Source organism: Arthrobacter sp. GMC3 (genome assembly GCF_002929305.1).
Taxonomy (GTDB): Bacteria; Actinomycetota; Actinomycetes; order Actinomycetales; family Micrococcaceae; genus Specibacter.
In genome coordinates, this window is the sequence record NZ_PJIO01000014.1 from 13,780 (window position 1) to 38,601 (window position 24,822).

General features: G+C 60.7%; 23 protein-coding genes. 12 read left to right on the forward strand and 11 right to left on the reverse strand.

Annotated features, from left to right (window positions below; translation table 11 throughout):
• Positions 1-6: 6 nt before the first annotated feature.
• From CXQ94_RS17935 to CXQ94_RS17950, 4 genes are all read right to left on the reverse strand, one after another.
• Positions 7-1,680, reverse strand: coding sequence for a cytochrome bc complex cytochrome b subunit (locus CXQ94_RS17935; protein ID WP_104091962.1), 1,674 nt, complete (start codon positions 1,678-1,680; stop codon positions 7-9).
• Between the two features lie 2 nt (positions 1,681-1,682).
• Positions 1,683-2,711 carry a ubiquinol-cytochrome c reductase iron-sulfur subunit gene (locus CXQ94_RS17940; RefSeq protein WP_104091963.1) on the reverse strand — a complete coding sequence of 343 codons (1,029 nt, stop codon included), beginning with the start codon at positions 2,709-2,711 and terminating at the stop codon, positions 1,683-1,685.
• A 100-nt stretch (positions 2,712-2,811) separates the two neighbouring features.
• Positions 2,812-3,600 (reverse strand): c-type cytochrome, encoded by a 789-nt coding sequence (locus tag CXQ94_RS17945; RefSeq protein ID WP_104091964.1) that lies wholly within the window; start codon positions 3,598-3,600, stop codon positions 2,812-2,814.
• A gap of 90 nt (positions 3,601-3,690) precedes the next feature.
• Positions 3,691-4,329 (reverse strand): heme-copper oxidase subunit III, encoded by a 639-nt coding sequence (locus CXQ94_RS17950; RefSeq protein WP_181034291.1) that lies wholly within the window; start codon positions 4,327-4,329, stop codon positions 3,691-3,693.
• 186 nt (positions 4,330-4,515) lie between these two features.
• On the opposite strand from CXQ94_RS17950, the gene trpD reads away from it, so the two are divergent.
• Positions 4,516-5,583: an anthranilate phosphoribosyltransferase gene (gene trpD / locus CXQ94_RS17955; protein ID WP_258067198.1), complete on the forward strand. Its 1,068-nt coding sequence runs from the start codon at positions 4,516-4,518 to the stop codon at positions 5,581-5,583.
• A gap of 13 nt (positions 5,584-5,596) precedes the next feature.
• Here trpD and CXQ94_RS17960 read toward each other — a convergent pair whose 3' ends face one another.
• From CXQ94_RS17960 to CXQ94_RS17970, 3 genes are all read right to left on the reverse strand, one after another.
• On the reverse strand, positions 5,597-6,331 hold the full coding sequence (locus CXQ94_RS17960; protein ID WP_258067201.1) for a copper homeostasis protein CutC: 735 nt from the start codon (positions 6,329-6,331) through the stop codon (positions 5,597-5,599).
• Positions 6,332-6,339: 8 nt separating this feature from the next.
• Positions 6,340-6,621: an Lrp/AsnC family transcriptional regulator gene (locus CXQ94_RS17965; RefSeq protein WP_104091967.1), complete on the reverse strand. Its 282-nt coding sequence runs from the start codon at positions 6,619-6,621 to the stop codon at positions 6,340-6,342.
• A gap of 75 nt (positions 6,622-6,696) precedes the next feature.
• The gene (locus CXQ94_RS17970; protein ID WP_104091968.1) at positions 6,697-7,089 is read right to left on the reverse strand and encodes a DUF3054 domain-containing protein; all 393 of its coding nucleotides are present in this window, start codon (positions 7,087-7,089) and stop codon (positions 6,697-6,699) included.
• Between the two features lie 155 nt (positions 7,090-7,244).
• Between CXQ94_RS17970 and CXQ94_RS17975 the strand changes: the two genes are divergently transcribed.
• Positions 7,245-7,718 carry a VOC family protein gene (locus tag CXQ94_RS17975; protein ID WP_104091969.1) on the forward strand — a complete coding sequence of 158 codons (474 nt, stop codon included), beginning with the start codon at positions 7,245-7,247 and terminating at the stop codon, positions 7,716-7,718.
• Here the strand turns inward: CXQ94_RS17975 and CXQ94_RS17980 are convergent.
• Complete coding sequence (locus tag CXQ94_RS17980) at positions 7,706-8,779, reverse strand: GNAT family N-acetyltransferase (RefSeq protein ID WP_146070348.1); 1,074 nt, start codon at positions 8,777-8,779, stop codon at positions 7,706-7,708. The two genes, CXQ94_RS17975 and CXQ94_RS17980, sit on opposite strands and share 13 nt — an antisense overlap.
• Before the next feature lie 93 nt (positions 8,780-8,872).
• Here CXQ94_RS17980 and CXQ94_RS17985 point away from each other — a divergent pair, with 93 nt between their 5' ends.
• Positions 8,873-9,427 carry an isochorismatase family protein gene (locus tag CXQ94_RS17985; RefSeq protein ID WP_104091971.1) on the forward strand — a complete coding sequence of 185 codons (555 nt, stop codon included), beginning with the start codon at positions 8,873-8,875 and terminating at the stop codon, positions 9,425-9,427.
• A 156-nt stretch (positions 9,428-9,583) separates the two neighbouring features.
• The gene (locus CXQ94_RS23360) at positions 9,584-10,177 is read left to right on the forward strand and encodes an FAD-dependent monooxygenase (RefSeq protein ID WP_181034292.1); all 594 of its coding nucleotides are present in this window, start codon (positions 9,584-9,586) and stop codon (positions 10,175-10,177) included.
• Here CXQ94_RS23360 and CXQ94_RS17990 read toward each other — a convergent pair.
• From CXQ94_RS17990 to CXQ94_RS18000, 3 genes are read right to left on the reverse strand one after another with little or no spacing between them, the layout of a single operon-like run.
• On the reverse strand, positions 10,096-11,352 hold the full coding sequence (locus tag CXQ94_RS17990) for an alpha/beta fold hydrolase (protein ID WP_104092024.1): 1,257 nt from the start codon (positions 11,350-11,352) through the stop codon (positions 10,096-10,098). The two genes, CXQ94_RS23360 and CXQ94_RS17990, sit on opposite strands and share 82 nt — an antisense overlap.
• A 35-nt stretch (positions 11,353-11,387) precedes the next feature.
• Positions 11,388-11,912 (reverse strand): GNAT family N-acetyltransferase, encoded by a 525-nt coding sequence (locus CXQ94_RS17995; RefSeq protein ID WP_104091972.1) that lies wholly within the window; start codon positions 11,910-11,912, stop codon positions 11,388-11,390.
• A gap of 47 nt (positions 11,913-11,959) precedes the next feature.
• A complete protein-coding gene (locus CXQ94_RS18000) occupies positions 11,960-14,497 on the reverse strand; it encodes an RNA helicase (RefSeq protein WP_104091973.1) in 2,538 nt (845 codons plus the stop codon).
• A gap of 43 nt (positions 14,498-14,540) precedes the next feature.
• On the opposite strand from CXQ94_RS18000, the gene CXQ94_RS18005 reads away from it, so the two are divergent.
• The 8 genes from CXQ94_RS18005 to CXQ94_RS18040 all read left to right on the forward strand — a co-directional run bounded on the left by CXQ94_RS18005 (position 14,541) and on the right by CXQ94_RS18040 (position 24,724).
• Complete coding sequence (locus CXQ94_RS18005; RefSeq protein WP_104092025.1) at positions 14,541-15,344, forward strand: trans-aconitate 2-methyltransferase; 804 nt, start codon at positions 14,541-14,543, stop codon at positions 15,342-15,344.
• Between the two features lie 14 nt (positions 15,345-15,358).
• Positions 15,359-16,048, forward strand: coding sequence for a PIG-L deacetylase family protein (locus CXQ94_RS18010; protein ID WP_104091974.1), 690 nt, complete (start codon positions 15,359-15,361; stop codon positions 16,046-16,048).
• A 159-nt stretch (positions 16,049-16,207) separates the two neighbouring features.
• On the forward strand, positions 16,208-17,950 hold the full coding sequence (locus tag CXQ94_RS18015) for an ABC transporter ATP-binding protein (RefSeq protein WP_181034293.1): 1,743 nt from the start codon (positions 16,208-16,210) through the stop codon (positions 17,948-17,950).
• Positions 17,947-19,878 carry an ABC transporter ATP-binding protein gene (locus CXQ94_RS18020; protein WP_104091975.1) on the forward strand — a complete coding sequence of 644 codons (1,932 nt, stop codon included), beginning with the start codon at positions 17,947-17,949 and terminating at the stop codon, positions 19,876-19,878. Before CXQ94_RS18015 ends, CXQ94_RS18020 begins: the two co-directional genes overlap by 4 nt.
• On the forward strand, positions 19,875-20,267 hold the full coding sequence (locus tag CXQ94_RS18025) for a GntR family transcriptional regulator (RefSeq protein ID WP_104091976.1): 393 nt from the start codon (positions 19,875-19,877) through the stop codon (positions 20,265-20,267). Before CXQ94_RS18020 ends, CXQ94_RS18025 begins: the two co-directional genes overlap by 4 nt.
• 107 nt (positions 20,268-20,374) lie before the next feature.
• Positions 20,375-23,263 carry an excinuclease ABC subunit UvrA gene (uvrA, locus tag CXQ94_RS18030; RefSeq protein ID WP_104091977.1) on the forward strand — a complete coding sequence of 963 codons (2,889 nt, stop codon included), beginning with the start codon at positions 20,375-20,377 and terminating at the stop codon, positions 23,261-23,263.
• 59 nt (positions 23,264-23,322) lie between these two features.
• Positions 23,323-24,069 carry an HAD hydrolase-like protein gene (locus tag CXQ94_RS18035; RefSeq protein WP_258067204.1) on the forward strand — a complete coding sequence of 249 codons (747 nt, stop codon included), beginning with the start codon at positions 23,323-23,325 and terminating at the stop codon, positions 24,067-24,069.
• Positions 24,056-24,724, forward strand: coding sequence for a 1-acyl-sn-glycerol-3-phosphate acyltransferase (locus CXQ94_RS18040; protein ID WP_104091979.1), 669 nt, complete (start codon positions 24,056-24,058; stop codon positions 24,722-24,724). The genes CXQ94_RS18035 and CXQ94_RS18040 overlap by 14 nt, the downstream gene beginning before the upstream one ends.
• Positions 24,725-24,822 lie beyond the last annotated feature (98 nt).

Sequence of the window (24,822 nt, forward strand, 5' to 3'; positions counted from 1 at the left end):
CGTGCCCTAGTGCTCGACCGACTTGGTCTCGTCACTGGACTCGATGGCCTCATGGTGACCGTGGCCTGCAGCGAGTTCGGACGGTGTGGCAGGTGCCACGCGGTCCTCGAAGAACAAGCGGCTGAGCAATGCCCGGCGCTTTTCGGTCTTCGTGACGATGCCGTTCTCGTTCGGAATGCCTTCTTCGGGAAGAGGCGACTCGTAGCCCACAAGCTTATAACGCTTGTAGTCGTCGAGCTGAGCGTGCATTTCCTGGAACTCACCGTGCGGGAGCCGAACAATGCGTCCGGTTTCGCGACCGTGAAGTGCGATCTCGCGGTCTTTGCGTTGCAAGGCTAGGGCGACACGACGGGCCACGATGAAGCCAAGGATCGGGCCAATGAAGAACAGTGCACGCAACCAGTACGTGACGTCGTTCAAGGAGACCTGGAAGTGCGTTGCGATCAAGTCGGAACTTGCCGCTGCCCACATCACGCAGTAGAAGATGAAGCCTGCAACGCCGATGCCCGTACGGGTCGGTACGTTGCGGGGGCGGTCAAGTACGTGGTGTTCGCGGTCATCGCGAGTGATCCAGCGTTCGATCCAGGGGTAGGTGAACAACAGTGTGAACACCAGGCCAGCCGGAATCAGTGCCGGGATCAAGACGTTCAAGGTCAGTGTATTCACACCCCACGGGAGGGGAATGTGCCATTCCATGGGGATGTTGAAGATCCAGCCCGGCATCAAGCGCAACGCTCCGTCGACCCAGCCGATGTACCAGTCAGGCTGTGTGCCTGCGGATACGGGGGAGGGGTCGTAGGGACCGTAGTTCCAGATGGGGTTGATGGTGAACGTTGCGGCAACAAAGGCGATGATGCCGAAGACGATGAAGAAGAATCCACCAGCCTTGGCGGCATATACCGGGCCGAGGGGGTAACCGACCACGTTGCGGTCGTTACGTCCCGGGCCGGGGTACTGGGTGTGCTTGTGGATGACCACCATGAACAAGTGGATGGCAACCATGAGCAGGATCAGTGCCGGTACCAACATGATGTGCATCATGTATAGGCGGCCGATGATCGCGGTTCCCGGGAATTCTCCGCCGAACAAGAAGAAGGAGATGTAGGTGCCTACAATCGGGATGGACTTGATGACGCCGTCGATGATGCGCAGGCCGTTACCGGACAGCAGGTCATCGGGGAGTGAGTAGCCGGTGAAGCCGGCAGCCATCGAGAGGATCAGCAGAACGCCACCGACAACCCAGTTGAGTTCGCGGGGCTTGCGGAACGCACCGGTGAAGAATACGCGAAGCATGTGCACCGATACGGCTGCAACGAACAGCAGCGCCGACCAGTGGTGAATCTGGCGCATGAGCAAGCCGCCACGGATGTCAAAGGAGATGTTCAGCGAGGAGCTGTAGGCCACTGACATTTCGACGCCCTTGAGGGGTACGTACGAGCCGTTGTAGTGTGTCTCCGCCATTGACGGGTCAAAGAAGAACGTCAGGAATGTTCCGGAGAGGAGCAAGATGACGAAGGAGTACAGTGCGACTTCACCGAACATGAAGGACCAGTGGTCGGGGAAGACCTTCCGGCCGAATTCGCGAAGCATGCCGGAACCGCCAACACGCTGATCAACAAAGTCTGTGATGCGTCCGGTGCTCGTCTTAGGAACGTATTTTTCTTGAGTTGTACTCGTCATGATCAGCCACGCTCCCAGAAGCTAGGTCCAACAGGTTCGTGGAAATCGCTCTGTGCAACCAGGTAGCCTTCGCTGTCCACCGTGATGGGCAGCTGCGGCAAGGGGCGTACAGCCGGGCCGAAGATGACCTTGCACTCCTGCGTCAAGTCAAAGGTTGACTGGTGGCAGGGGCACAGCAGGTGGTGCGTCTGCTGCTCGTACAGGGCAACAGGGCAACCAACATGGGTGCAGATCTTCGAGTAGGCAACAATGCCGTTGTAGGCCCAGTCTTCGCGGCCCGCGGACGGGTTGAGGTCTTCCGGGTTCAAACGCATCAGCAAGACAACAGCCTTGGCCTTCTCGTTGAGCTTGCCGTGCTCGAGGCTGTTCAGAGACTCGGGGATGACATGGAACGCAGAGCCGATGGTGACATCTGAAGCCTTGATGGGTGTGCCGTCGGGGTCGCGGGAAAGCCGCTCGCCTTCCTTCCACAAGGTGTGGCGCAAGGTGTTGCCCGGAAGCGGACCCAAGTCACGGAAGATGGCGATGGCCGGCAAAGGTGCCAGGGCCATCGCTCCGATGAGGGTGTTGCGGATCAGCGGGCGACGCTTGATGCCGGTTTCTTCGACGATGTCGTCAACGATCTGCACGGCGGCCAGACGATCTTCTTCGGTGCGCAGTTCGTGGCGTTCCTCAGAGACTTCATGGTCGGGCATCAGGGCGCGGGCCCAGTGCACGATTCCGGTACCAATGCCCAGCATGGCGAAGGCAATACCCAGCCCAAGGAACAGATTCTGCATCCGCAACGTGGCGATGGTGTCATCTAGGCGAATGCCAAAGTAGGCAAAGAAGAAAAGCAGGGTGCCAATGATGGAAATTCCAAAAAGAATCGCCACCTGGCGCTCGGCCCGCTTTGCTGCCTTGGGGTCCGTGTCAGCCAGTCGCAAACGATGTGGAGGAAGTCCCGGGTCCTGGAACTTATCCACCTCTTCGTGACCAGCCTTAGCTACGGCGTCCGAGCTTGTCGGCGTGCCGTCACTATGGTTGCCCATAATCCCCTCATCCTTCTCTTATCCCGGTAATTTCCCGGGGTCGTAATGTATGTTTCTCACGGCTGCAAGAAGCAGCCAAAATCTTTGGTGCGGGCCCTGGTTAGGACGTGCGCGACGTCAACCAGATGGTGAAGCCAATGACGACGCCCATAACGGCGGTCCAAAGGAAGAGACCTTCGGAGACGGGCCCGAGTGAGCCAAGCTTGGCTCCGCCGGGTGAGCCCTGGTTCTCGATGGTGTTCAAGAACGTGATGATGTCGCGCTTGCCCTCGGGGGAAATGTTGGCGTCGTTGAAGACGGGCATGTTCTGCGGCCCGGTGACCATGGCGCTGTACATGTGGCTGTTGGACACTCCGGCCAGGGCGGGAGCAAACTTGCCACGGGTCAGGGCACCGCCTGCAGCAGCAGCGTTGTGGCACATGGCGCAGTTGACGCGGAAGAGCTCCCCGCCGACTGCGGCGTCGCCCTTGCCGTCAATGTACTGCTCTTCCGGCAAGGCCGGTCCGTCGCCGAGGGTGGCTACGTAGGCGGCCAGTTCGCGGGTCTGGTCCGCGTTGAACTGCTTAGGCTTTTCGCGTGCCTGCGGTCCCTGCATCTGCATGGGCATGCGGCCCGTGCCTACCTGGAAGTCGACGGCGGCTGCGCCGACGCCTGCGAGGGACGGTCCTGCGTCCGTACCGCTGGCACCAACGCCGTGGCATGTGGCGCAGTTGGCGACGAAGAGTTTCTCTCCCTCATCAACCTGCTGTGCGGTAAAGGTGGTGGTGTCGGCCTTGGCTTCATTCACGGTTGTGACAACGGCGTATAGCCCACCTGTCAACATGAGCCCCAACACTAGCAACGCTAGTGCAGCCAGCGGATGACGTCGCTTCTGCGAGAGTGCCTTCACTTGGTGGTTCCTTTGATCTATATTCGGCAGCCCCTAGTGAGAGCCGCAAAAGCTAATTCTGCTTCGTGTAGAAGAAAGCTGGGGTTCAGCTTACTTCAGGACGTAGATGACCAAGAAGAGGCCGATCCACACAACGTCCACGAAGTGCCAGTAGTACGAGGTAACGATCGCGCTGGTTGCTTCGAAGTGTCCAAACTTCTTTGCGGCGTAGGCGCGGCCGATGATGAGTAGGAACGCGATGAGGCCGCCGATGACGTGCAGGCCGTGGAAACCTGTTGTCATGTAGAAGGCGGAGCCGTATGCGTTGGCGTTAAGGGTCACGTGCTCGGAGGTCAGCATTGCGTACTCGGTCGACTGACCGGCTACGAAGATGGCACCAAGAACGAAGGTCAGCAAGAACCACTCCGTCATTCCCCAACGGGAGAACTGGAAGAGGCGGCCGGTGCGGCGCGGCTGAAGGTTCTCAGCGGCAAAAACGCCCATCTGGCAGCTGAATGAGCTCGAAACCAGGATGAGGGTATTTACCAAGGCGAACGGGAAGTTCAGCTTGGCCGTTTCTTCCGCCCACAGTCCACCAGTGGTGGAGCGAAGCGTGAAGTACATGGCAAAAAGGCCGGCGAAGAACATCAGCTCGCTGGACAACCAAACTACGGTTCCTACAGAAACCATGTTGGGTCGATTCAGCGTCGGATGCGCCGGGGTACTGGGGGCATGGGTCGCAGTTGTCACATAGACATTATGTCTATAAAACTCCAGCAATCCCAATGCGAAATGCCGTTTCGAAAATCTTTTTCTACAAACTTGCGAAATTCCGGGGGTTTCACAGGGTTAACCCAGAGAGCTATGCACAACACGGCGGCGGTGTCAATGGTCACATTCGCTTGGTGTGCCGGTGTTTGCTCTAATATTTGGAGGGTGAATGCTCAAGATGCGGCACTGCCCGCCGACCCCACGTGGCCCAATCTTATCGCCGCGCTGATAGCCCGCGAAGACCTCTCGGCTGGGCAGACGGAATGGGCCATGAACACCATCATGGCCGGGAACGCCAATGATGTGCAGATCGCTGGATTTCTGGTTGCCCTGCGCGCCAAGGGTGAGACGGTGGCTGAGGTTGCGGGCCTGGTCGAAGCGATGCTTTCCAATGCCCGCCCCCTGGCAATCGACGTCGAGGCGCTGGACATTGTCGGCACAGGTGGGGACCGGCTCAATACTGTTAACATCTCCACCATGGCGGCCTTGGTCTGTGCCGGCGCGGGCGCCACCGTGGTTAAGCATGGAAACCGTGCCTCGTCATCGGCGGCAGGATCCGCGGACGTACTGGAGGCGTTGGGCGTCCGGCTGGACATGTCCCTTGACCTCGTTGCCAGGGCCGCCACCGAGGTGGGCATCACCTTTTGCTTCGCTAACTACTTCCACCCGTCCATGCGCCATGCAGCTGTTGCACGGCGGCAGCTGGGGGTTCCGACAGCCTTTAATCTGCTGGGGCCGCTAACCAATCCGGCCCGGGTGGCTGCCTCAGCCATCGGCGTCGCCGACGCTCGCCTGGCACCCTTGGTGGCCGGTGTCCTGGCGACCCGCGGCGTGCGGTCCTTGGTGTTCCGTGGCAGTGACGGCCTGGATGAGTTGACCACGACGGGCCCCTCCACTGTCTGGGAAATCAGGGACAAGCAGGTCACCGAATCCATTTTTGACCCCCTGGATGTCGGCATTCCCCGTGCGAGGATTGAAGACCTCCGCGGTGAGAATGCGCAGTACAACGCCGACATCGTGCGCAGGATCCTCGACGGGGAACGCTCCCCGGTGCGTGACGCGGTGGTTCTGAACGCGGCGGCCGGACTGGTTGCCTACGACCGTTCCGCCTCCGGGACACTTCAGGAGCGCATCCGGTTCGCAGCGGCGCGTGCCGAGGCGGCCATTGACAGCGGTGCGGCCGCCAATGTCCTCAAGAATTGGATGACACTCTCCGCCGAAGACGCAGCCTAGGCCGGTACGCCGGCTAGCCTAGGGCGCCGACAGTCGAGGCTGCGAGGGAGACAAGGTTCTCGTCAGTTGCGTAGTAGCTGGCGTCTTCGGCCAGGGCGGCTGAGGTGTGCTGCTCGCCTTGGCTGTGGTCAATGACCCGCTTGGCTGACAAATGCACGTTCGTGATTCCCAGCGCGAAGAAGGTGGGGAAATCGGTGATGTCCACACCGCCGCCGGCCATGATCGAAAGTCGCCCCTGAGCGGCGTCGTGCATGGCGGCAAGACGTTGGATCCCGTCGCCTGCGCGTGAGGCCCCGCCGGAGCTGAGGATGCGATTGACGCCCAGGTCTGCCAGCAGGGCGACGGCGGCAATCGCGGAGGCGTCATCGAGGTGGTCGATGGCGCGGTGGAAGGTGATGTGAAGTCCGTGGGCTGCGGTGATCAAAGCCTGCGTGACGTCGGTGTCGATGGCGCCGGCCGCGGTAAGCGCCCCAATGACGACGCCCGTGGCACCTCCGTCACGGCAGGCAGCAATTTCGGCCTTCATCAGCTCAACGGTGTCGGCATCGTAGACATAGTCGCCCGGGCGGGGGCGAATGAGTACGTGGATCGGCAGCTCCGGGTGTGCCTGGTGAACCGAATTCAAGAGGCCGGCAGACGGCGTAAGACCACCCATCTGCAGTGCACAGCAGAGTTCGATCCGATCAGCGCCGTACTGTGCTGCCAGCCTCGCTCCCGGGACGTCCTGGACAGCGATCTCCAGCTGCATCCCCACGCTCAGTGGTCGAAACCGAGTGAGAACGCAGCATCCAAATCGTGCTGGGAATAGGCCCGGAAGGAAATTTGAGTGGTCGTGGAAACGACAGACTTCACCTTGGAGAGCTTGTCGGCAATCACATCAGCGAGTTCTTCATGCTTTTCAACACGGGCAATGGCAATCAGGTCCCATTCACCGGTCACCGAGTAAACCTCGCTGATCCCGGCAATCTCGGAAATTTCTTGGGCGGATTCGGGAATCCTTGAGGCGTCGGTCTTGATCAGGACAAAAGCGGTGATCACGGGTGAGTTCCTTGTCGTGTGAGGCGGTAGAGAACGATTTACTTAGTGACGATCGTAACCCAATTGAAACAATTCTTAGCGCTGGCGAGTGCGTCGCAACACAGTTGCTGCGATGGCGCGGTGGCCGAGTAGGAAGAGAGCCAAAACCAGGGTGGCCACCACAACAAAGGCGAACGCCGCTGTGCCGCCGGAAAGGATCCGCAACGTCATGCCACCTGAGACGGTGATGAGCCAGATGCAGACACCATTGGGCCACAAACGCACCGGATGGTGCCAGTTTCGCGTCAGCAACCAGCCGATGGCCAGTGCGGCAAGGAACGGCCAGGCGGTACTGAACACCCCGGCCAGGCTCAAGGATTCTTGGTGGGAGCTACGCCCGGATGCGGCAAATGCCAGCACCAGGACGACGTCAAGGACGGCAGCGTAGGCAGTCAACAGGGGTGTGGGGCGGGAAGTTGCAATAGTCACCTGAAAAGTTTAGTCCGTAAACACCATCAAGCCTTCCAACAAGCTAAAGAGTCACGTTACCGGCCGGTAGGCGTTGAAGCGGCAGTTGCGGCGAGCATAGGCTTCGCAAGAGGCGCATTCCCTATTTGCTAGTGGTAAGAACGGAAGTGGTTTAGATGGGTGGAATCGGCACATGCCTATGGTTCAACGGTCGCGCGGAAGAGGCTGCCAACTTCTATGTCGGATTGTTTGATAATTCGCGTATTACCGACGTCTCTCGATGGGGTGAGGGAGGGCCTGGCAGTCCTGGCGAGGTTCTGACCATTGCCTTTGAGCTGGAAGGAAGGCCCTTCCGTGGCCTCAATGGAGGCCCGGAATTTACCTTCAGTGAGGCAATATCCTTCGAACTGTTTTTCGATACCCAGTCCGAGCTCGACGCCAAATGGAATGCGCTCACGGCCGACGGCGGTACTGAAAGTCAGTGCGGTTGGCTCAAAGACAGGTTTGGGGTGTCATGGCAGCTGATTCCCTCGATGATGGGGAGTGTATTGAACGGATCCGACGCCGCAGGCAGTCAGCGTGCCCTTCAGGCGATGCTGGGAATGAAGAAGCTGGATATTGCAGCGCTCCAGGCTGCCTACGACGGCTGAAGGCCGACGACGGCTTCAGGAACCGGTCCGGGCCGTTGCGCGAGTGCTTCAATGACCTGGACGTTGGGTAGCTTGTGTAGCTCCCTCGGATCCAGGCGCAGTTTGCTGTTGCGGTTGCCGCCGCCCATGACGACTTCGGCTTGTTCCAACACGGCACTGTCAACGTAGATTGGCAGGTCCGTAACTCCGAACGGGGTGACGCCACCCATGACCATGCCCGTCACGCGGGCGCTCAGTTCGGCGTCGGCAAAGGATGCCCTCTGCACACCAAGCAGCTCGCGCACCTTTTTATTCACATCCAAGCGGGTGGTGCCGAGAAGTATGCAGAGCGCCTGAACGGAGGGCTCAACCTTACGCGAACTCACCACAATGGCGTTGGCCGACTGTTCAAGAGAAACCCCGAAATGGGCGCAAAATGCTGCGGTATCCGAGAGTTCGTCGGGGCAGGGGAGAACGTCGGCGAGGATGCCATGGTGGCCAAGAGCCGCGCGCACCTTTGGCATGAGCGGGTCAGATGAGTCGACCTCAAAGATGATTTCAAGCCCGTCCTCCTCGTCCCACTGTTCACCGACCTCGAGGAAACCAAACTGTTCCACCAAATGTCTCGACGGGAGGTTGTCCGGGCTGATGGTGGCCCGGACAATATGGACCTCTGGCAAGGAATCTGCCGTCTGAAGCAGGATCTCCAGGGCCGCCCGCGCGTAACCGCGGCGCCGGAAGCCGGGGTCCACCGAGTAACCCACTTCAACCATGCCGCGGGCGTCCGGTGGCCCGTGGAAGCCGGCGCGACCCACCGCAGTATTGTTTGTGGTGTCCACGATGAGGCGGGTCACCCAGGGCGCATCACCGGGGGAATCGGCTATCTGATTCAGGCGCCGCAACCACGTTCCGCTGCATTCGGAAGAGACCAAATAGTCAGGGATGACAATCTCAGTTTCGGCCTGTGCCGCACCATGGTCACCGCTGGCCAACGCCGCCAACAAGGGAGGTGGCGCCTGGACCAGCGCAAGTACGTGAGAGTTGGACTTGGAGGAGAGCCAGGGACTGCTAAGGGTGGTCATTTGGAAATTCTCGCAGATCACCATCGGGGTCGGTGCCGGGGCCTAGAATTACAGCAGGAAAATGTACGTCCCACAGTAGCCAAGGAGTGCTCCATGACGACGCTTGAAGACCGACCCAATTCCGCCCTGCTGGTGGTTGATGTCCAGCAGGATGTTGTTTCCGACGCCTATCGGCGCGACGACGTCATCGCCAACATCAATACCCTGGTGGACAAGGCACGATCGGCAGGGGCTGCGGTTGTTTGGATTCAGCATTCCGACGACGGCCTGGTGCTGGGGAGTTCCGGCTGGGAGTACGTTTCCGAACTGGTCCGGGCGGAATCTGAACCGTTGGTGCTCAAGACGTTCGGAGATTCCTTTGAGGACACCACGTTAGAGGAGATTCTGGCCCAGGCCGGCGTCGGGCACGTAGTGGTCGCTGGAGCGCAAACTGATGCCTGCATCCGATCCACCATCCACGGTGCGTTTACCCGCGGGTATGACGTGACTCTTGTCAGTGACGCCCATACCACCTCGGACTTGAGCGAAATGGGTGTTCCAGTGCCGGAACAACTCATTGCGCACACCAATCTTTACTGGCAGTACCAACGCGCTCCGGGCCGCACCGCAAGCGTTCAGGACACCAATGAAGTGGTGTTCAGCGCTTAGGCGGGTGTGAGAATGGCGGTAGCCCAGCGCGATGCCCAAGGGCAACGGTTTGGTGGGAGACATCGTGACCGTGCTTGGACACCGTGGGCCCTGAGGGGATGGCGACTCTTGAAGGTGCGGATCCCAGCTGGAGCCTTTCGTGAAACCAAGAATGCCATGGAATTTCCCGGTGGGCTGAGCCTGAAGTTGTTCCAACCCAACCACACAGCGGCAGGTGTTCTGACGATCGGCCGCGCATCGGAGCTGGATAGGAGTGCGCCGAAGGACCTGTATATTCTCAGCACTCAAGAGCCCCGGGGAACCCAGGAACCGACGGCACAGATCACGTGGGCGGAGATGCGGGCCAGTATCAAACGCGTCGTGGGAATGGATCTTCCCATCGGTGACGGGCAGTGGATGCGCTCAACGGTGGGCAACAGTCGCCTATCCGAAAAGTACAGGGTGGGCCGGGTTTTCCTTGCTGGCGAAGAAACACTGCGACAAACGCGGGCTCAGGCAGCGCTGAACGCAACGGGTGCCAACGCCGAGGCATTACGGCAAGTTCTAGGCGGGGCATTTCGTGCTCGAAACCCGCACCGCTACCTGGCCACCCTACTGGCTGGAAGATCGCGCCCGGTGTCACGGGGCCGGGGGGAGCTAGGGCCAGGACGGTCCAGAGAGCGGTGTCCTTACGCCTTCGGTGTGCGAACCTTTCCCAGGAGGCGGGCGAAGATACGCTCACCGTCGTCGGCGATGCCGTCATGGTGGTAGTCGTCGGTCTCCCACACCTGCAGGCCCGCAACGGCGGCTGCCGTCGCCAGAGAAATGTCCCTGTCCACGTAAATGTCCTCCGAATAGACGGCGGCGGCCACGGGTACCGTGTTGCGGCCCAACTGGTCCAGATCGTAGAGCGCATCCCATCCTGCGGTACGGCTCGCCAGCAACTCCGCCAACTCGCGTAGCGGAACCAGGGCAGGATCCTGCTCGAAGTACCAGGGGTACACGGCTTCACCGGTCAGCAGCGGTTCCGCCTCATCCGGATGGAAGGCCGGGTGATCGGCCAGGACGCGGGAGGCGGCCCAGTTGCTGGCTTCGCCCTGGACATAGATTGACTCGTGCATGAGCGCGTACAGGGGATTGGCCGCACGACTGACCTGGGCCGAAACCTGGGCAAGGAAGCCGTCGGAGAGCCTGTCGCCGTCGGGCGTTGGAACGAAGGCATCTTCTAGAAGGTAGTGGAGGGCATCGATGCGGGTGTTTCCGCCAAAGTAGTTGCCCAACATTTGGATGCGCTCAGGGGTTAGGCGCTCACCCGTCGGGAGAAACTCCGAGGCGGAGACCACGTGGCGCATGATCCTGGTGACAAGTGGTCGGTCCTGCGGGTAGCGGGCAAAGTACTCGGCATTGCGGGCCACGAGTCGGGCGAATGTTGCCTCGTACACCTGGTCGGCGGGGCCGGTTAGGGGACCGAGGCCGCCGGTGATGAGCACTTCCTTCAGGCCCTCGGGGGCAAAGGACAGGTAGCTCAGGGCGCAGAATCCGCCGTAGCTTTGGCCAAAAATAGACCACGGTGCCGAGCCTAGGGCGCGGCGGATCAGTTCGGCGTCGGCCACAATGTCCGTAGCTCGGAAGTGGGCCAGATAGTCGGCCTGGGCCTTGGTGTCACCGACCAGCGGAAGACTCTGCCTGTTGGCAGGTGTTGACAGACCCGTCCCGCGCTGGTCAAGCATCAGCACCCGGAAACTTTTCAGGGCCTCGGCCAGCCAACCACTCATACCCAGCGGCCTGTTACCGCGGCCTCCCGGGCCGCCCTGCAAGAACAGCAGCCACGGCAACTGCTCGCCGCCCGGCTGCTTGGGGTCAAAAAGTTCCCGGGCGTACAGCGTGATCTCAGGCCCGGCAGGGTCGGCATGGTTCAGGGGAGCCTGGAACCAGTGGTCGCGCATGCCCACACCACGGATGAGGTATGCCCCGCTGTCGCTCACGATGTGGCCTGTACGGATTCGGCGGCGGAATCAAGGGCAGGGGCCCCAAAAGCCCCCAGTTCGGAGCCGTCCAGACGGAACACATGCCAACCATCCATCGGGGCCGCGCCCAGGGATTTGTAGAAATTGATGGCCGACTGATTCCAGTCCAAAACGCTCCATTCAACGCGGGCGTAGCCGCGCTCCACGGCAATTTGGGCCAGGGTGCGCAGCAGCGCCTTTCCGTGCCCGCCGCCGCGGGTTTCGGGGCGCACATACAGGTCCTCGAGGTGGATGCCGAGGGTGCCTTCCCACGTTGAATAGTTCAGGAACCACAGGGCGAAGCCAACGATCGGTTCACCGGCCACCGGGCTGTCCACGACGTGAGCAAAAATCTGCGGGTTCTCACCAAAGAGATTTCTGTGGAGCATTTCCACCGTGTTTTTGACGGCGTCGGGCTCTTTCTCATACACGGCAAGGTCGTGGATCATGCCAAGGATGGCGGGAACATCGGCGGGCACAGCGGTGCGGATAAGACTCATGAAACGAGCTTATCGGCTCATGGGCCCCCGAGTTGGCGGCGCCACTCCTACATTCGGCTGAAGTCTAGGATCGTCACCACAGCCGAACCGGCCTCATTCGACGCTTCCAGGTCCACCGTGGCGGTGATGGACCAGTCGTGGTTGCCCTCGGGATCGTCAATTATCTGACGTACCTTCCAGGAGTCGGCGCCTTCGGTGATCTGCAGCAATGCCGGGCCGCGGGCGGCAGGACCGGACTCGATGAACTCGTGCTCGTCCCAGTACGTGTCCAGAGCGTCGGCCCAACGGTCGGCACTGAAGCCATGATCGCCGTCGAGCTCTCCCAACGCCTCAAAGTCGTCGTCGGCCGCCAGCTCAACGCGGCGGAACATCTCATTGCGGACCATGACCCTAAAGGCGCGGTGGTTATCCGTCAGGCGTGGCGGGGCAGGAGGCACAGCAGATTCAACGGCCAGATCCGAGTCCTCACCATTTGTCATTTTCTCCCACTCATCCAGCAGGCTGGAGTCAACCTGGCGGACCAGCTCGCCCAGCCAGGAGACGATGTCCACCAAATCCTCGCGCAGGGCATCCTGCGGGACCGTCTGGCGCAGCGCCTTGTACGCGTCCGTGAGGTAGCGCAGCACAATGCCTTCGGAACGAGCCAGGGAGTAGTACTGGACGTACTCGCCAAAGTTCATGGCCCGCTCGTACAGATCGCGGATGATCGACTTCGGGCTCAGTTCAAAGTCGCCAACCCACGGGGCAGCCTTTCGGTACACCTCAAACGCCTCAAAGAGCATCTCCGAAAGCGGCATCGGGTACGTGGTTTCATCCAGGATCGCCATGCGCTCGTCATACTCGATCCCCTCACTCTTCATGGCTGCAACCTTCTCGGTGCGGGCACGTTTGAGCTGCGCGGAGAGAATCTGCCGCGGCTTCTCCAAAGTGGACTCGATGACGGAGATGACATCCAGGGAGTAGCTGGGAGCTTCCGGATCCAGCAATTCCAACGCCGCAAGGGCAAAGGGGGACAACGGCTGGTTCAAAGCAAAGTTCATCTGCAGGTGCATGGTGAGCCGTACGGTGCGGCCGTCACTTTCCAACTCATCCTCGGGGATGCGCTCCACAATGCCGGCGGCCAGCAGTTCCCGGTAGATACCCAACGCCTTGCGGATCAGCCGGCGCTGCGCCGCAGGGGATTCGTGGTTTTCCGTCAGCAATTTTCGGGCTGCCTGGAAGGGATCGCCGGGGCGTTCTAGCAGGTTCAGCAACATGGCGTGAGTGACGGTGAAACTGGAGGTCAGCGGCTCAGGTACGGATTCGCTCAACCGGGTGAAGGTGGGCTCACCCCAGCTGACGAAGCCCTGCATTGGCTTCTTCTTCACTACCTGGCGGAGTTTCTTTTGGTCGTCACCAAACTTGGCCACGGCCTTGGCCATCGCCTTCGTGTTCTCGATGACGTGGTCAGGTGCCTGCACAATCACGGTCCCGGCAGTGTCGTAGCCGGCACGCCCGGCACGCCCGGCGATTTGTTGGAACTCGCGCACCTGCAAAACGCGGGTCTTGACGCCGTCGTACTTGCTCAGCGCCGTCAGCAGCACGGTACGGATGGGCACGTTGATGCCCACGCCGAGGGTGTCGGTGCCGCAAATGACTTTCAACAGGCCTGCCTGGGCCAGCTGCTCAACGAGGCGGCGGTATTTGGGCAGCATGCCTGCGTGGTGGACGCCGATGCCGTGGCGAACCAGCCGGTTCAGGGTTTTGCCGAAGCCGGCGGAGAAACGGAAACCGGCGATCAGCTCCCCGATTTTGTCCTTCTCTTCACGCGTACAGACGTTGATGCTCATCAGGTTCTGGGCCCTGTCGATGGCCTCGGCCTGGCTGAAGTGCACCACGTAAACGGGTACCTGTTTGGTGGCCAGCAGTTCCTCAAGAGTCTCATGCACGCCCGTGGTCACGTAGTAGTAGTGCAACGGGATGGGACGGACAGCGGAGGAAACGGTGGTGGTGACCCGGTTCGTCAGCTCCGTGAGCTCGCTTTCAAAACGGTTGACCTCGCCTAAAGTGGCGCTCATCAGCAGGAACTGGGACTGCGGCAATTCCAAGAGCGGCAACTGCCACGCCCAGCCACGTTGCGGGTCGGAGTAGTAGTGGAACTCATCCATGATGACCACGCCCACATCGGCGTTCTCGCCCTCACGCAGGGCAATGTTGGCCAGGATTTCGGCCGTGCAGCAAATGATCGGGGCGTCCTGATTCACGGAGGAGTCGCCGGTGATCATGCCAACGTTTTCCGCGCCAAAGATCTCACACAGCGCGAAGAACTTCTCCGAAACTAGTGCTTTGATGGGGGCCGTGTAATAGCTTGAGGCGCCGCGCGCCATGGCGTTGAAGTGCGCCGCGATCGCCACCAGTGACTTGCCCGAACCCGTGGGGGTGGACAGGATCACGTTGTTGCCGCTGACCAGTTCCATGGCCGCGTCCTCTTGCGCCGGGTATAGCTCAAGCCCTCGGTCCATGGTCCATTCCAAAAACGCCTCTAAGACGTCGTCATCGCTGGAAGTTTTGGGGTCAAGGGCGGAGAGTTGTTCAAGAAGATTCATGGTCTCCCCAGTCTACGGGCGACGCCTGTGGGAGGATAACGCCATGGCAGAGAACCAGTTTCGCTGGGACCCGGCGAAGTACGTTGAATTTGGCGATTACAGGGATAGGCCGTTCTTCGATTTGACCTCCCGCGTGGCCGCAGCCGCGCCAGTTGGTGTGGTCGATTTGGGCTGCGGACCCGGAAACCTCACAGCCACCTTGGCGCAACGTTGGCCGGCGGCCAAGGTACTGGGGCTGGACAACTCTCCGGAGATGGTGGCGGCCGCGGCATCCTCACAGCACGACGGCGGCAGCGCCGGCGGAAGCCTCACCTTCTCTGTCGCCGACATTCGATCCTGGCGCCCGGCGCAGGACACTGACGTGGTGGTGTCCAACGCCGCACTGCAGTGGGTGCCAGGGCATCAGGAACTCATCTCCGGTTGGCTGGCCGGCATGCACTCAGGGGCCTGGCTGGCCGTCCAGGTGCCCGCGAACTTTGGGGCGCCATCGCACAAATTGATGCGTGAACTGGCGGAATCGGCTCCCTGGCGCAAACGCCTTGACGGGGTACTGCGGCACGGCGACGCCGTGGGCGAGCCCGGCCAGTACCATGAACTCTTGCTCCAATCGGGTGCAACAGCCGATGTGTGGGAGACCACCTACAGCCAACTGCTAGCGGGGGAGACACCTGTGCTGGACTGGGTGCGCGGCACCGGGCTGCGTCCCGTCCTTGCTGCTCTCAGCGAGGCGGACGGGCAGGACTTTGAGGCCCAGTATTCGTTGCTACTGGATGCGGCCTACCCTCGCGGCGAGTTTGGCACCATCTTCGAATTCAGGCGCATCTTCATGGTGGCGGCCAAGAACTAGGCAAAGGATGAACAATGGAAAATTTTCCGCAGGACTGGCAGCGTGCCCTGGTGATTGTTGCCCACCCCGACGACCCCGAATATGGAATGGCGGCCGCCGTTGCTCAATGGGTTGCCGAGGGCAAGGAGGTCCACTACCTCTTGGCCACCAGGGGTGAGGCAGGCATCGCGGGCCTGCCACCAGCGCAATCGGGTCCCTTGCGTGCCCGGGAGCAGGCTAACGCCTGTGCACGGGTGGGGGTCACAGATCTGGTGTTCCTTGACCACCCGGACGGGCGCATCCAGGAGGGGCTGGCACTCCGGGAGGATTTCGCCCGCCACATCCGCCGGGTCAAACCCCAGCTGGTACTGACTCTGAACCACCGCGACCATTGGGGGCCGGGCCGGTGGAACAGTGCCGATCACCGGGCGGTAGGCCGGGCAGTCCTTGACGCCGTCGGCGATGCAGATAACGACTGGATCTTCCCCGATCTGCTGGGAGCGGGATTGCCGCGTCACAAGGTGCGGTGGGTGGCGGTCAGTTCACCGAACCCCACCCATGGGCAGCCGGTGAGCGAGGAGAGCATCGCCAAAGCGGTGGAGTCCCTGGCCGAACACCGGGAGTACCTTGCCGCGCTCAGTGACGACCCGGTCCAGGAGCAGGCGAGCCGGCAGATCGCCATGGTGACCGCCGGGGGAACTGTCAGCTTCGAACTTTACGGTTAGGACCCGCCGTCGAGCATCCCTGAAATGGGCTGGAGCGGAGACCAGAATGGAGGCGTTCACAGACTATTCCGCCGTGGGAAAAATCCCGCTGACAAGGGTGTAGTTATAGGAGTAGCTTGTTAGCTGTTCGAACAAGTGCGCCACACAAGAGGAGTAGCCGTGCTGTATCGCTTGATAGCGCGAAATTTGGCGCCCCACAAGGGCCCGTTGATCATGATTGTGGTGCTGCAGTTCATCTCCACGATTGCCACCTTGTACCTGCCCACCCTCAACGCCGACATCATCGACGACGGCGTGGTCAAGGGCGACATTGGCACCATCTACTCCCTCGGCATGTGGATGCTCATCATTACCGCAGGGCAGGTGGTGTGCGCTATCGCCGCCACTTTCCTCAGTGCCCGGCTAGCCATGGGGGTTGGTCGGCAAATCAGGCGGGACCTCTTTGACAAGGTCGAAACCTTTTCGGCGCAAGAGGTTGGCATCATTGGTGCCCCGTCCCTGATCACCCGGACAACTAACGATGTCCAGCAAGTTCAGATGCTGACCCTCATGTCCTTCACCATGATGGTTATGGCACCCATCATGTGCATTGGTGGAATCATTCTGGCCATGCGGCAGGATGTGCCGCTTTCGGGACTGCTGCTGGTGATCTTGCCGGTACTGATTATTGCCATCGCGTTGATCGTGCGAGTTTTGGTCCCCACGTTCCGCAAGGTCCAGCACCAGCTCGATGACATCAACGGGGTGCTGCGCGAACAGATTACCGGTATCAGCGTCATCCGCGCGTTCGTACGCCGCGACTATGAGGCCGAACGCTTTGCCACGGCCAACGGGGCGTTGACTGCCTCCCAGCTGCGGGCCGGGCGGCTCCTTTCGCTGATGTTCCCCACCATCTTCTTTGTGGTTAACGTGACCAGTGTGGGTGTTCTGTGGTTTGGTGGCCAGAGGATCGACGCCGGGCACATGCAAATCGGTGCGTTGACGGCGTTCCTGAGCTACATCATGCAGATTCTCATGTCCGTCATGATGGCCATGTTCATGTTCATGATGATCCCCCGTGCAGCCGTCAGCGCGGAGCGCATCCAAGAAGTCCTGGACACCGAACCATCAGTGGTGGACACCCCGGATTCCCTGGAGATTGCCCACCTGGATGGTCACCTACGCGTGCAGGGTGCGACGTTCAAATACCCCGGCGCGCAAGATCCCGTACTGTCGGGGGTCAGCTTTACGGCCGCTCCGGGAACCATGACGGCCATTATTGGATCCACCGGTAGCGGGAAATCGACGCTCGTGAACCTCATACCGCGGCTTCTCGATTCCACGGTGGGGGAAATTCACCTCGGCGGTCATGACATCAAAAATGTCACCCTGACGTCGCTGCGAAGTTCAATCGGCTTGGTGCCGCAAAAGGCCTATCTTTTCTCCGGAACTGTGGCCTCCAACATCCGCATGGGCAACGCCAATGCCACCGACGAGCAGGTGTGGGCTGCCCTTGAAGTAGCCCAAGCCGCCGACTTCGTCCGGGAAATGCCCGGGGGACTCGACGCCACGATTGAGCAGAGCGGTTCCAACGTTTCCGGTGGGCAGCGCCAACGCCTGTGCATTGCCAGGGCCGTGGTTGCCAACCCGTCCGTGTACCTCTTTGACGACAGCTTCTCAGCCCTGGATTACGCCACCGACGCCAAATTGCGGGCGGCCTTGAAACCTGTCACCACAGATGCAGCCGTCCTGGTGGTCGCCCAGCGAGTGGGCACCATCCGGCACGCCGATAACATTCTGGTCCTCGATGAGGGCAAACTAGTTGGCCAGGGAACGCATGATCAACTCTTGCTGACGTGCCCGACCTACCAGGAAATTGTGACGTCTCAGATGACCGAAGAAGAGCAGGAGCAGTCAGCATGAGCATGATGAGGGGTGGGGGAGGCCCGCCGCAAAAACCGATGTCTTTTGGTCCCAGCATCAAACGCATCCTCGGACTCATGGGCCCCGACAAACTGCGCGTCACCTGGGTGGTTTTCCTGGCGGCGGTCTCAGTTGGGCTATCCGTAGTCGCTCCCAAGATTCTGGGGCACGCAACAGACATCATTTTTGACGGCGTCGTGGGTCAGATGCTCAAGAGTTTCCCCGCTGGCACCACCAAGGCAGAAGCTGTGGCGGCGCTGCGTGCCAGCGGCCAGGGCCAGGTGGCCGACATGTTGTCGGGGATGAACGTGGTGCCCGGGCAGGGTTTGGACTTGAACGCACTGGGCGCCGTGCTGATGATCGTGTTGGGCCTCTACATTGTGGCGTTCTTCTTCAATTGGGCCCAGGGCTACATCACCACGGGAATTGTGCAGCGGGCCATGTACAGGCTGCGGGCGCAGATCGAGGAAAAGCTTGACCGTCTGCCGATGTCACACTTCCAGCAGGAATCCCGCGGAGATGTGCTGTCGCGGGTCACCAACGACATCGACAACTTCTCCCAAACGCTGAACCAAACACTGACCCAGCTGCTGATCGCCGTCCTGACAGTTGGCGGTGTTTTGGGCATGATGTTCTCCATCTCGCCGTTGTTGGCGGTCATCTCCTTGGTGACGGTGCCCATCATCGCCCTGATTACTGTGGTGATTGCCAAACGCTCTCGCGTACAGTTCATGCTCCAGTGGAAGTCGACCGGTGATCTAAACGGCCACGTGGAGGAAATGTTCACCGGACACGAAATTGTCAAGGCATTCGGGCAGCAGCAGGCGGCCATTGATAAATTCAAGGTCTCCAACGACGAACTGTACGTATCCAGCGCCAAAGCCCAGTTCATCTCCGGCATCATCATGCCCAGCATGAACTTCATCTCGAACTTGAACTATGTGGTGGTGGCCGTCCTCGGCGGTATCCAGGTAGCCTCCGGGGTACTGACCATCGGTAGCGTGCAGGCTTTTGTGCAGTACTCGCGGCAGTTCAGCCAGCCCATGGCACAGATCGGCAGCATGATCAATTTGCTACAGTCCGGCGTTGCCTCCGCCGAGCGCGTGTTCGAGCTGATCGATGCCAAGGAACAAAGCCCCGACCATGTTCCCCCAGCCAAATTGACAGACACCAAAGGTCTGGTCGTTTTCGACCACGTGAACTTTAGCTACAAGGCTGGCGAACCGCTCATCAAGGATCTCTCCCTCGTGGCCGAGCCCGGTGAAACGGTGGCCATTGTGGGTCCCACAGGTGCCGGCAAGACGACGCTTGTGAACCTGCTCATGCGTTTCTATGAAATTGACTCCGGCAAGATCACTATCGACGGCGTGAACACCGCCGAACTCACCCGTGATGACTTGCGCCGCCAATTCGGCATGGTCCTCCAGGACGCATGGCTGTTTGGCGGGACCATCCGTGAAAACCTGGCCTATGGCAAGTTGGGTGCCACCGAGGAGGAGATCATCGCCGCCGCGGAGGCAACCCACGTTGACCACTTCGTGCGGTCGCTGCCGGACGGCTACGACACCGTTCTCACCGACGACGGCGGCGGGTTGAGCCAGGGACAACGCCAGCTGATGACCATTGCCCGGGCCTGGATTGCCAATCCCGGCATCCTGATTCTCGATGAGGCGACCAGCTCGGTCGATACCCGTACAGAAGTCATGATCCGCCAGGCCATGAACCGGCTACGGCAGGGCAGAACAAGTTTTGTTATTGCGCACCGCCTCTCCACCATTCGTGACGCCGACCTGATCCTTGTCATGCGCGACGGACAGATCATTGAACAAGGAACCCACGAGGAACTGCTGACGCAGAGGACTTTCTACTACGATCTATACATGAGCCAATTTGGTGATCCATTGGTGGAGGAAGCGAGCCAGGCATGAGCGTAACCGAGACCATAGTGCGCAAATGGAAACTGGAAACCGAGTCCACTGTGCCGCCCTATGAGCAAATTCGTTTGCGCATCCTGGATCTGGCGGCCGCCGGTACCCTGGCGATCGGGGCAAAATTGCCATCGGTGCGGTCCCTGGCCACGGATTTGGGGGTCGCTGCCAACACTGTTGCCCGAGCCTACCGGGAACTGGAACAGGCCGGGATTGTTCTCACAGCCGGGCGCAGTGGAACCTCCATCGCCTCCGGTGGGGACGTCATTGAGGCCAAGGTGGCGGACGCTGCGGAGGCGTTCGCGCAGATCGCACATGAACTGGGGGTTCCCGTCCCCAAGGCCCTTGCTATTGCGGCTGCGGCACTCGAACGTGGCTCCAGCCGCTAGCTTGAGAATATGTGTCCTCTCCGGTGTGTTCGAACAAAGTTTCGACTATACTTGTAACTGTTGGTGCACCATCGCGTCCAATTTTGGACAGTACTTTGAAGGAAATAATGCCCAAGTCTGCCTCACCAGAATCTGCTGTGCCGCGCCCGGACCTCTCGCGCCTGATCGTGAAGGGTGCCCGCGAACACAACTTGCGCAACGTGGACCTGGATCTTCCCCGGGACGCCATGATCGTGTTCACGGGGCTGTCAGGATCGGGCAAGTCCTCCCTCGCCTTCGACACGATCTTTGCCGAGGGGCAGCGCCGCTACGTGGAATCCCTGTCCGCCTACGCCCGGCAGTTCCTGGGGCAGGTGGACAAGCCCGACGTCGACTTCATTGAGGGGCTTTCCCCGGCAGTTTCGATTGACCAAAAGTCGACCTCAAAGAACCCTCGCTCCACGGTGGGAACCATCACCGAAATTTACGACTACATGCGCCTGCTCTGGGCCCGTGTGGGTACGCCGCACTGCCCCGTCTGTGGGGAGCCCATTGCCAAGCAGACGCCGCAGCAAATCGTTGACCAGCTGTTGGAAATGCCCGAGGGTACGCGCTTTCAGATACTGGCCCCCGTCGTGCGGGAGCGCAAGGGTGAGTTCGTGGAGCTTTTCCGTGAACTCACGGCCAAGGGCTACTCCCGTGCAAAGGTTGACGGTGAGCAGGTCCAGCTTTCCGATCCGCCCAAACTGAAGAAGACGTTCAAGCACACCATCGAAGTGGTGGTTGATCGGCTGGTAGTCAAGGACGGTATCCAGCAGCGTCTCACCGACTCTGTGGAGACCGCCCTGGGTTTGGCCGAGGGCCGTGTCCTGGCCGAGCTGGTGGATCTGGAAGTAGACGACGACGCGCGCATCCGTTCATTCTCGGAAAACCTTGCGTGCCCCAACGAGCACCCACTGGCCATTGACGAAATTGAGCCACGCTCCTTCTCCTTCAACAACCCCTTCGGCGCCTGCAGTGCGTGCAGTGGTATTGGCACCAAACTTGAGGTCGACGAGGAACTGGTTGTCCCCAATCCCTTCCTGTCCCTGCGCGACGGTGCCATTGCCCCGTGGTCGCTGGGAACAGCCACCACCGAATACTGGAACAGGCTGCTGGAGGGCCTGGCTGATGAGTTGGGCTTCAGTCTTGACGATTCCTGGAACAAGCTGAGCACTGAATCCCGGCAGGCAATCCTGTACGGCAAGGACCACAAGGTTGTGGTGCAGTACAAAAACAGGTTCGGCCGGGAGCGCAAGTACAGCACCGGATTCGAGGGTGCCGTTCAGTACATTCAACGCAAGCACATCGAGACGGAATCGGACTCCGCGCGCGACAGGTACGAAGAGTACATGCGCCAGATTCCCTGCCCCGCCTGCGGGGGTGCACGCCTGAACCCGGCGTCACTGTCTGTGCTCATCAACAGCAAATCCATCGCCGAGGTCTGTGCGTTGTCGATGCGCGACTGCTTCGAGTTCCTCTCCAACCTGGTGCTGACCGGTCGCGAGGCCCAAATCGCCAGCCAGGTCCTGAAGGAGATCCAGGCCCGCCTGCGGTTCCTGCTCGACGTCGGGCTGGAATACCTCAGCCTGGAACGGGCCTCAGCCACGCTCTCCGGCGGCGAGGCTCAGCGCATCCGCCTGGCCACCCAGATCGGCTCGGGTCTGGTGGGCGTGCTGTACGTCCTGGATGAGCCCTCCATCGGCCTGCACCAACGCGACAACCGCCGACTCATCGAGACCCTCACACGGCTTCGCGACCTCGGCAACACCCTGATCGTGGTCGAACACGACGAAGACACCATCAACGAAGCAGACTGGATTGTCGACATTGGCCCCGGGGCCGGTGAGCATGGCGGACAGGTGGTCCACTCCGGTTCCGTTGCGGGCCTGCTGGCGAACACCAACTCACTTACAGGCGACTACCTTTCCGGGCGCAAGAAGATAGCCGTACCCGCCAAACGCCGCAAGTATGACAAATCCCGTGAGCTCAAGGTGATCGGGGCCAAGGAAAACAACCTGCACAATGTTGACGTGGCCTTCCCCCTAGGCGTGCTGACAGCTGTTACAGGCGTCAGCGGCTCGGGCAAGTCCACCCTGGTCAACGAGATCTTGTACAAGGTGCTGGCCAACAAGCTCAACGGCGCCAAGCAGGTGGCCGGCCGCCACCTGCGCGTGGATGGTCTGGAGCACCTGGACAAGGTGGTGCACGTTGACCAGAGCCCCATTGGGCGCACGCCGCGCTCCAACCCTGCCACCTACACCGGCGTCTTTGACAACATTCGCAAGCTTTTTGCCGAGACCAATGAAGCCAAAATGCGCGGCTACCAGCCGGGCCGTTTCTCCTTCAACGTCAAGGGCGGCCGTTGCGAGGCATGCACGGGCGACGGCACGCTGAAGATCGAAATGAACTTCCTGCCTGACGTCTACGTTCCGTGCGAAGTGTGCCACGGTGCCCGCTACAACCGCGAAACCCTCGAAGTTCACTACAAGGGAAAGTCGATCGCCGATGTGCTGAACATGCCCATCGAAGAAGGTGCCGACTTCTTTGCAGCTTTCACGCCGATCGCCCGGCACCTGCGAACGCTGGTCGACGTCGGACTGGGCTACGTCAGGCTCGGGCAGGCCTCCACAACACTGTCCGGCGGCGAGGCACAACGAGTGAAACTGGCCGCGGAACTGCAAAAACGCTCGAACGGCCGCAGCATCTACGTGCTGGATGAGCCCACCACTGGCCTTCACTTTGAGGATATCCGCAAGCTTCTGCTCGTATTGCAGGGCCTGGTGGAGAAGGGCAACACTGTCATCGTCATCGAGCACAACCTGGATGTCATCAAGACTGCCGACTGGATTGTGGACCTGGGGCCCGACGGCGGCACGGGAGGCGGGCAGGTCATCGCAACCGGGACACCAGAGAAGGTCGCCAAGAGCGATGTCAGCTACACGGCGACGTTCTTGCGGGAAGTACTTCACGGCTAAATATTCCGTGCCAGGCATGGATGCACGCTGGCTGCGGCAGCTCGTGAGAAACTATGGACGTGACTATTGCCGCGCCCCCCATTGCCCTGAACAGATTGCTCAAGGCTGTCCTCTTTGACTTAGATGGCACCCTCGTTGACCCCGCCGGGGGCATCACCGGCGGCATTGAGCATGCTCTGACGGTCATGGGCCTGCCCGTGCCTGGCCCCGACGTCCTTGCGGCAATGATTGGGCCCAAGTTGGCCGACGCCCTTGTCAGCCATGCGGGAGTCCACCTGGATCAGGTTCCGGACGTGATTGCCGTCTACCGTAGCTGGTATGCCAGCACGGGCATGGGCATGTCTGTGCTGTATCCAGGAATCAAGGACGTCTTGGTCGAGCTACGTGCGGCGGGCATCGCGCTGGCCGTGGCCACGCAAAAGCCTGAGCCGTTGGCCAAGACACTTCTGGCGCACCACGGAATCGCTGGCCACTTTGACATTATTTGTGGTTCCAACCCCGACGAGACTCTCATGCCCGGTGACCCGGGGTACCGGCAGGGCAAGTCAGAAATCATCGCCGCAGCGTTGGAGGATCTCGCTGTTCCTGCCGGTTCAGCCGTCATGGTGGGGGACAGGCACCAGGACGTGAACGGGGCCCGGGCCAACGGGCTCGACTGCATTGGTGTTGCCTGGGGTTTTGCCCCGGAGGGTGAGCTGGAAGCGGCAGGGGTTGCCGCCGTCGTGCAGTCCACGAGCGAACTGGCATCGATGCTGGCTGCTGCAACGTTGGCTCAGGGTGCGGAGGATGTCCATGGCGCTCTATGACCTGACCCGGGTGCTCACCAAGGGCACCATTTCAACGTTGTGCCGCCCCACCGTTGAGGGCCTGGAAAACGTACCAACGGACGGTCCGTTCATCATCGCGCCCAACCACCTGTCGTTTTTCGACTCCGTGATTGTGCAGGCATTGACACCCCGGCCTGTTTCCTTCTTTGCCAAGGCCGAATACTTCACCGGCAAGGGACTCAAGGGCAAGCTCATGAAGTCCTTCTTTGAGTCAGTACACTCCATCCCCGTGGAACGCGGCGAGCAGGCCGCCAGTGTTCAGGCGCTCAAAACTCTCCTGGAAATCCTCGGCAGCGGTGACGCCGTGGGCATCTACCCGGAGGGGACCCGCTCCCGCGACGGAATTCTCTACAGGGGCCGGACCGGTGTGGGCTGGCTCGCCCTGACCACCGGCGCGCCAGTGGTCCCCGTGGGCCTCATTGGCACAGAGAAACTCCAACCCGCCGGCAAGAAGGGCTTTAAACCGGCGCACTTCACCCTGCGATTCGGTGAGCCCCTCTACTTTGAGAAAACGGGCCCGGACCACTCCCTGCCCGCCCGCCGCCATGTCACGGACACCATCATGGATGCCATCGCCGCATTGACCGGGCAGGAACGCAGCGCCAAATACAATCAAAGCCCCGCCGTCGAATAATCACCACGTCTCACCAGGGCCTTCGTCGGCGGCTGTGGCAACTGCGAGCATTATGGAACGATGGCGAGGGGCCGGTGTTTCCGGAGGCGACGTAAAGG

Bases quoted from the DNA above. Each gene is read 5' to 3' on its own strand.
- CXQ94_RS18040 (WP_104091979.1), top strand. From the start codon at position 24,056: ATGGCGCTCTATGACCTGACCCGGGTGCTCACCAAGGGCACCATTTCA.
- CXQ94_RS18025 (WP_104091976.1), top strand. From the start codon at position 19,875: ATGAGCGTAACCGAGACCATAGTGCGCAAATGGAAACTGGAAACCGAG.
- CXQ94_RS17980 (WP_146070348.1), bottom strand. From the start codon at position 8,779: ATGACCACCCTTAGCAGTCCCTGGCTCTCCTCCAAGTCCAACTCTCAC.
- CXQ94_RS17940 (WP_104091963.1), bottom strand. From the start codon at position 2,711: ATGGGCAACCATAGTGACGGCACGCCGACAAGCTCGGACGCCGTAGCT.
- CXQ94_RS18005 (WP_104092025.1), top strand. From the start codon at position 14,541: ATGGCAGAGAACCAGTTTCGCTGGGACCCGGCGAAGTACGTTGAATTT.
- CXQ94_RS23360 (WP_181034292.1), top strand. From the start codon at position 9,584: ATGGAATTTCCCGGTGGGCTGAGCCTGAAGTTGTTCCAACCCAACCAC.
- CXQ94_RS17975 (WP_104091969.1), top strand. From the start codon at position 7,245: ATGGGTGGAATCGGCACATGCCTATGGTTCAACGGTCGCGCGGAAGAG.
- CXQ94_RS17960 (WP_258067201.1), bottom strand. From the start codon at position 6,331: ATGCAGCTGGAGATCGCTGTCCAGGACGTCCCGGGAGCGAGGCTGGCA.
- uvrA (WP_104091977.1), top strand. From the start codon at position 20,375: ATGCCCAAGTCTGCCTCACCAGAATCTGCTGTGCCGCGCCCGGACCTC.
- CXQ94_RS18000 (WP_104091973.1), bottom strand. From the start codon at position 14,497: ATGAATCTTCTTGAACAACTCTCCGCCCTTGACCCCAAAACTTCCAGC.
- CXQ94_RS18010 (WP_104091974.1), top strand. From the start codon at position 15,359: ATGGAAAATTTTCCGCAGGACTGGCAGCGTGCCCTGGTGATTGTTGCC.
- CXQ94_RS17995 (WP_104091972.1), bottom strand. From the start codon at position 11,912: ATGAGTCTTATCCGCACCGCTGTGCCCGCCGATGTTCCCGCCATCCTT.
- CXQ94_RS17935 (WP_104091962.1), bottom strand. From the start codon at position 1,680: ATGACGAGTACAACTCAAGAAAAATACGTTCCTAAGACGAGCACCGGA.
- CXQ94_RS17990 (WP_104092024.1), bottom strand. From the start codon at position 11,352: ATGCGCGACCACTGGTTCCAGGCTCCCCTGAACCATGCCGACCCTGCC.
- CXQ94_RS17985 (WP_104091971.1), top strand. From the start codon at position 8,873: ATGACGACGCTTGAAGACCGACCCAATTCCGCCCTGCTGGTGGTTGAT.
- CXQ94_RS18020 (WP_104091975.1), top strand. From the start codon at position 17,947: ATGAGCATGATGAGGGGTGGGGGAGGCCCGCCGCAAAAACCGATGTCT.